Source organism: Streptomyces sp. NPDC096040, assembly GCF_040303265.1.
Taxonomy (GTDB): domain Bacteria; phylum Actinomycetota; class Actinomycetes; order Streptomycetales; family Streptomycetaceae; genus Streptomyces.
This window is the reverse complement of the sequence record NZ_JBEOTA010000046.1, coordinates 44083-50148: the sequence shown is the minus strand read 5'-3', so window position 1 is coordinate 50148 and position 6066 is coordinate 44083. Positions and strand designations below refer to the sequence as shown.

The following is a 6066-nucleotide window of genomic DNA, read 5'->3' as shown; positions in this document are numbered from 1 at the left end:
GTGGGCGTAGGAACTCCCATCATCCCAGGTCAGCAGGCACCTCTTCTCTTTTCATCGCCCAAAAACCGAGTATCACGCGGTGGATCCAGGTTCAGCGGTCGTTCAGCCGGCCGCTGATCCACTGGAGCGTCGCGGGGATCTCGCGTCGCCAGGTATTGAAGTTGTGGCCGCCGCTGTCGAGGATGATCGACGATATCCGGGTCAGGTTCGTGGCCTGCACGCGCGCGATGAATTCCATCGTCTCCTTGTAGTTCTTCTCTCCGACTTTGCTGCTGGTGACCAGCAACGAGGTGTCCGGAGCGGGCTCGTGGCCCAGGAACCACGACAGGTCGGCGCGATCACGCAGTCTCCGGTCGCCCCGGAAGAGATCACCGGTCGTGCGGTCGGCGGGCGCCTTGTAGTCGGCGGACAGGCCGGCGCCGACGCCGTACACGCCCGGATGGTGCATCGCGAGTTTCAGCGCGCAGTATCCGCCCGTCGAGTCGCCGACGATTCCCCAACCACCCGGCTCCCTGTCCACTCTGTAGTGCGCGGTCACGGCTTCGGGCAGGTCCTTGGCGAAGAAGGTCTCGGTCTGCGGCCCGCCCGGGACGTCCACGCACTCTGTGTCCCGGGGCGGCGCGACCGTGGGCCGCAGCATCACCAGGATCATCGGCCGCATCCGCCCGTCCTTGGCCAGCAGGTGTGCCGTACGGGGGTAGTGCAGCTTGTCCACCAGCGCACGCGCGGTGCCGGGGTAGCCGGTCAGGACGACCGTCACCGGAAACGTACGGGTGCGGTACCGCGACTGGAAGTACTCCGGGGGCAGGTACACATACGCGGACGTGGCGAGGTGGGTCGTACGGCCGGCCACCACGACCTTCTGGAGCCGGCCGGCCGTCCGCGGCAGCGAACCGCTCACGCCGGGCACGTCGCCCGTGGAGAGCACCTGGAGCGGGCCCGCGGCGGCGCCGCCCGGCGCGTGGTCGACGACGACACCCTGGTCGGTCTCCTGCCCGAACAGGTCGGCCCAGCTGGCGTAGAAACCGAAAGCCTGGTTGGCGGCTACCCCGACGCACGCGAAAAGTGCCGTCTGGGTGGCCAGCAGAAGGCCGACGCGGCCGCTGACGGCCCGCCAGTTCCGGCGGGCCAGCCGAGGCCACAGCCATACCGTGGCTACGAACAGGAGTACGGCGAACAAGATCGCCAATGCCAGTGTCTTATCACTCGTGAGACCCATGAGCTGCTTTCTGCCTGCGCTTTCCCTCGTGGCGACCGCCGCTTTCAGCGAGGCTTGCCCCGGTCTTTCCTCGGCCTTTGACCCGGCTTTCCGATGGGGAGTGAACCTCTCCCCCCGAGACACCGTCCTAGAGGGCGCAATGTCGCCGGATGCCCGAATCGGCACCGGAGTCAAGGTCTCTCGCGGAACTACGGGATGCGATGTCTGTCAGGATAGATGGGGAAATGTCGGGCGAGGTTCCGAGCCGATCAGGCCGGGCGCGGCGCATAGTCCGTGGTCCGCGCCCTGAGGCGGTCCCCGCTCTGGTCGGCAGGGCGTGCGCGGTCGTAGGCGTCCTGGACATCGCCGCGGGTGTGTTCCCGCGCTTCCGGCACAGCCGTATGCACGCCATGGCCGAGGTGCTGCCCGGGTCGCTGGGGCCGTTCGCCGCCGCGCTCTCGCTCAGCGTCGGCGTGCTGTTGATGCTGCTCGCGCACGGGCTCAAGCGGCGCAAGCGCCGGGCGTGGAGGGCCGCGGTCGCACTGCTGCCGGCCGGCGCGGTGTCGCAGTTCGTGTACCGGCACTCGGTCATCGGGGCCCTGATCTCGCTGGCGCTGTTCGTGCCCCTGGTGGTCCACCGCGACGAGTTCAAGGCGTTGCCCGACCCGCGCAGCCGGTGGCGCGCGCTCGCCAACTTCGTGCTGATGAGCGCCGGTTCGCTCGCCCTCGGGCTGGTCATCGTCAGCGCCCACCCGAAGCGCACGATCGGCGACCCGAGCCTGGCCGACCGCATCACGCACGTCCTCTACGGCCTGTTCGGCTTCGAAGGCCCCGTCGACTACGAGGGGTCCACCTCTTGGACGGTCGCCTTCTCGCTCGGCGCCCTCGGCCTGATCACCGCGGTCACCACCATCTACCTCGCCTTCCGGCCCGAACACCCCGCCGCGCACCTCACCGAAGAAGACGAGTCGCGGCTGCGCGCCCTCCTCGAGAAGCACGGCGCCCGTGACTCACTCGGCCACTTCGCGCTCCGCCGTGACAAGGCGGTGGTCTTCTCGCCCAGCGGCAAGGCGGCGGTCACCTACCGCGTCGTCTCCGGTGTGATGCTCGCCAGCGGGGATCCCATCGGCGACGTCGAGGCCTGGCCCGGTGCCATCGAACGCTTCATGGACGAGGCCAAGGCCCACTCCTGGACCCCCGCCGTGATGGGCTGCTCGGAGACGGGCGGCGAGGTGTGGACCCGGGAGACCGGCCTGGACGCCCTTGAACTGGGCGACGAGGCGGTGGTGGACGTAGCGGATTTCTCGCTCGCCGGACGCGCGATGCGCAACGTGCGACAGATGGTCAAGCGCATCGAGCGGGCCGGCTACGAAACCCGGGTACGGCGCATCCGTGACCTCGGCGAGGCGGAGCTGGACCGCATCCGCCGGGCGGCGGAGGACTGGCGCGGCACCGACACCGAGCGCGGCTTCTCGATGGCCCTGGGCCGCATCGGCGACCTCGCCGACGGCGACTGCCTGATCGCCACCGCCCACAAGGCGGACGAGACACCCGGCGCCTACGGCGACCTCAAGGCGATCCTGCACTTCGTGCCCTGGGGCACCGACGGGGTCTCCCTCGACCTGATGCGCCGCGACCGCGCGGCCGACCCCGGGATGAACGAACTGCTCATCGTGGCCGCCCTCCAGGCCGCCCCTAAGCTCGGCATCACCCGGATCTCGCTCAACTTCGCGATGTTCCGCTCGGCGCTCGCACGCGGCGAGAAGATCGGCGCGGGACCGGTGCTGCGCGCCTGGCGCGGACTGCTGGTCTTCCTGTCGCGCTGGTTCCAGATCGAGTCGCTGTACAAGTTCAACGCCAAGTTCCAGCCGCGCTGGGAGCCGCGCTTCGTGGTCTACCGGGCCTCCGGCGACCTCCCGCGCATCGGCCTCGCCGCCATGCAGGCCGAGGGCTTCGTCAACCTCGCCCTCCCGCTGCCGCGCTTCCTGCGCCGCAACGCCCCGGCCGCCCGCCCCTGCTCCCACGGCGTCGCCGAACAGGGCATACGAGCGGCGTGACCCCGTGACCGGCCCGAGCGGACGCCCCTCCCCCTCCAGCCCGGGGGTTCCGCTCGGGCCCACCGAAAGCCACCCGGCGAGCCCGCCGTTTCCTGGGCCTACGCTGAACGTATGAGCAACCACAGCGGACGTGGCCAGGTGACAGGGCTTCCGGCATGGGACCGGTGCGCGGTCATGGGGGTCGTGAACGTCACCCCCGACTCCTTCTCCGACGGCGGCCGCTGGTTCGACACGACGATCGCCGTCAAGCACGGCCTCGACCTCGTCGCCGCGGGCGCCGACCTCGTCGACGTCGGCGGCGAGTCCACCCGTCCCGGCGCCAGCCGCGTCGACGAGGACGAGGAACTGCGCCGTGTCATCCCCGTCGTCCGCGGCCTCGCCTCCGAAGGCGTCGTCGTCTCCGTCGACACCATGCGCGCCTCCGTCGCCCAGCAGGCCCTCGCGGCCGGCGCGACCCTCGTCAACGACGTCAGCGGCGGCCTCGCCGACGCCGACATGATCCCCGTCGTGGCCGAGTCGAGCGCCCCCTTCGTCGTCATGCACTGGCGCGGCTTCCTTGAGGGCGGCAACGTCAGGGGCGTGTACGAGGACGTCGTCGCCGAAGTCCTCGACGAACTGCACGCGCGCGTGGACGCCGTCCTCGCCGGGGGCATCTCTCCCGACCGCATCGTCGTCGACCCCGGCCTCGGCTTCTCCAAGGACTCCGAGCACGACCTGGTCCTTCTCGCCCACCTCGACCGGCTGCACGCCCTCGGGTACCCGCTGCTCGTGGCCGCCTCCCGCAAGCGGTTCCTCGGCCGGGTCCTGGCCGGGCCCGAGGGGGCGCCCCCGCCGGCCCGGGAGCGCGACGCGGCGACGGCGGCCGTCTCCGCGCTCGCGGCGCACGCCGGCGCGTGGGCGGTGCGCGTGCACGAGGTGCGCGCCACGGCGGACGCCGTACGGGTCGCGCGGGCCATAGAGGGGGCACGCACACGAACGGACGCGCCGGGCGCACAGGCCTCGCAGAATCCTCCCCACCGCACCTCTCCCCACCGCGCAGAAGGAGCCCGGTGAGCGCCCCCCACACCGACGTCGAGCAGGTCGAGGCCGCCAACACGGCCTTCTACGAGGCGGTGGAGCGTGCCGATTTCGAGGCGGTGTCCGGCCTCTGGCTCACCCCCGCCGATCTGGGCGTCGACGAGGAATACCACGACCCGGCGGACAGCGGCGTGATCTCCTGCGTGCACCCGGGCTGGCCGGTGCTGACCGGCCGCGGCGAGGTCCTGCGGTCGTACGCGCTGATCATGGCGAACACCGACTACATCCAGTTCTTCCTCACCGATGTACATGTCTCCGTCACCGGCGACACCGCCCTGGTGACCTGTACGGAGAACATCCTCAGCGGCGGCCCGGCCCCCACGGGCGGACAGGAGCTCGGCCCGCTGGTGGGGCAGCTGGTCGTCGCCACGAACGTGTTCCGGCGCACCCCCGAGGGCTGGAAGCTCTGGTCCCACCACGCCTCCCCGGTGCTGTCCGCGAGCGACGAGGACGAGGAGGAAGACACGCCCTCCTGAGCGGCCGCGCCGATCCGCACGGTCCGTATGGTCCGCGTGGCGCAAAAGTGGCTGGAATCACGAACTCGCCAGTAGGTGCGGCTACCAGCCCGTGAGCCGCCGGGTTCTCCAGGGAAAACGTGCGATGAACCCTGCCGCGCCCGGCGCGGGCACCCGCCCCGTGACCCGGTTCTGTCAGTGCCCGCAGGTAGATTCGTCTGAGGCCGGTCCATCGCCCGCACGCGATGCGACTTCGCCGTTACCGACGATTGCAGGAGTGATTCGCGTGGATCGTGTCGCGCTGCGCGGCCTGAAGGCCCGCGGGCACCACGGTGTCTTCCCCAAGGAGCGCGAGGAGGGCCAGACCTTCCTCGTGGACCTCGTCCTTGGCCTGGACACCCGGCCGGCGGCGGCCGACGACGACCTGGCGAAGACCGTGCACTACGGCGTGGTGGCCGAAGAGGTCGTCGCCGTGGTCGAGGGGGAGCCGGTGAACCTGATCGAGACGCTCGCCGAGCGGATCGCCCAGGCCTGCCTGAAGCACGAAGGGGTAAGAGAGGTCGAGGTCTGCGTCCACAAACCGGACGCGCCGATCACCGTCCCTTTCGACGACGTCACCGTCACCATCACCCGGAGCCGAGTATGACCGCATCCTCTTTGCGGGGTCCGAGCGACCCGACCGTTCAGCCGGTGCCCGCCTCCGTCGTCGAGCAGGTCGACGCCGCCGACACCACTCTCTCCAACCCCAAACGCGCCGTGGTCGCCCTCGGCTCCAACCTCGGCAACCGCCTGGAGACCCTGCAGGGCGCCATCGACGCCCTGGAGGACACCCCGGGCGTCCGCATCAAGGCCGTGTCGCCGGTGTACGAGACGGAGCCGTGGGGCGTCGAGCCCGGCAGCCAGCCGACGTACTACAACGCGGTCGTGGTGCTGAAGACCACCCTCCCGCCGTCCTCGCTCCTGGAGCGGGCGCACGCGGTGGAGGAGGCGTTCAACCGGGTGAGGGACGAGCACTGGGGCCCGCGCACCCTCGACGTGGACATCGTCGCGTACGCCGACGTCGTCTCCGACGATCCGCAGCTCACCCTTCCGCACCCGCGGGCCCACGAGCGCGCCTTCGTGCTCGCGCCCTGGTACGACGTCGACCCCGAGGCCCTGCTGCCCGGCCGCGGCACGGTCGCCGAGTTGCTGGCGGCCGTCACCCGGCACGGTGTGGAAGCGCGTGCGGACCTGGAACTCCGACTGCCCGAGTAGTCGTTAAGGTCGACACGACCACATC

Annotated in this window: 6 protein-coding genes; 5 read left to right on the top strand and 1 reads right to left on the bottom strand. The window is 70.6% G+C overall.

Annotated features, from left to right (window positions below):
* Window positions 1-91: 91 nt before the first annotated feature.
* On the bottom strand, window positions 92-1219 hold the full coding sequence (locus tag ABTY98_RS38355; RefSeq protein WP_352225773.1) for an alpha/beta hydrolase: 1128 nt from the start codon (window positions 1217-1219) through the stop codon (window positions 92-94).
* Between the two features lie 224 nt (window positions 1220-1443).
* On the opposite strand from ABTY98_RS38355, the gene ABTY98_RS38350 reads away from it, so the two are divergent.
* The 5 genes from ABTY98_RS38350 to folK all read left to right on the top strand — a co-directional run bounded on the left by ABTY98_RS38350 (window position 1444) and on the right by folK (window position 6041).
* Complete coding sequence (locus tag ABTY98_RS38350; protein ID WP_352225772.1) at window positions 1444-3255, top strand: phosphatidylglycerol lysyltransferase domain-containing protein; 1812 nt, start codon at window positions 1444-1446, stop codon at window positions 3253-3255.
* Window positions 3256-3366: 111 nt separating this feature from the next.
* Window positions 3367-4308, top strand: coding sequence for a dihydropteroate synthase (folP, locus tag ABTY98_RS38345; RefSeq protein WP_352225771.1), 942 nt, complete (start codon window positions 3367-3369; stop codon window positions 4306-4308).
* On the top strand, window positions 4305-4808 hold the full coding sequence (locus ABTY98_RS38340) for a nuclear transport factor 2 family protein (RefSeq protein WP_352225770.1): 504 nt from the start codon (window positions 4305-4307) through the stop codon (window positions 4806-4808). Before folP ends, ABTY98_RS38340 begins: the two co-directional genes overlap by 4 nt.
* 265 nt (window positions 4809-5073) lie before the next feature.
* A complete protein-coding gene (gene folB, locus ABTY98_RS38335) occupies window positions 5074-5433 on the top strand; it encodes a dihydroneopterin aldolase (RefSeq protein ID WP_352225769.1) in 360 nt (119 codons plus the stop codon).
* Window positions 5430-6041 carry a 2-amino-4-hydroxy-6-hydroxymethyldihydropteridine diphosphokinase gene (gene folK, locus ABTY98_RS38330; RefSeq protein WP_352225768.1) on the top strand — a complete coding sequence of 204 codons (612 nt, stop codon included), beginning with the start codon at window positions 5430-5432 and terminating at the stop codon, window positions 6039-6041. The genes folB and folK overlap by 4 nt, the downstream gene beginning before the upstream one ends.
* The last annotated feature ends 25 nt before the right edge of the window (window positions 6042-6066 follow it).

Bases quoted from the DNA above. Each gene is read 5' to 3' on its own strand.
- folP (WP_352225771.1), top strand. From the start codon at position 3,367: ATGAGCAACCACAGCGGACGTGGCCAGGTGACAGGGCTTCCGGCATGG.
- folK (WP_352225768.1), top strand. From the start codon at position 5,430: ATGACCGCATCCTCTTTGCGGGGTCCGAGCGACCCGACCGTTCAGCCG.
- ABTY98_RS38350 (WP_352225772.1), top strand. From the start codon at position 1,444: ATGTCGGGCGAGGTTCCGAGCCGATCAGGCCGGGCGCGGCGCATAGTC.
- ABTY98_RS38355 (WP_352225773.1), bottom strand. From the start codon at position 1,219: ATGGGTCTCACGAGTGATAAGACACTGGCATTGGCGATCTTGTTCGCC.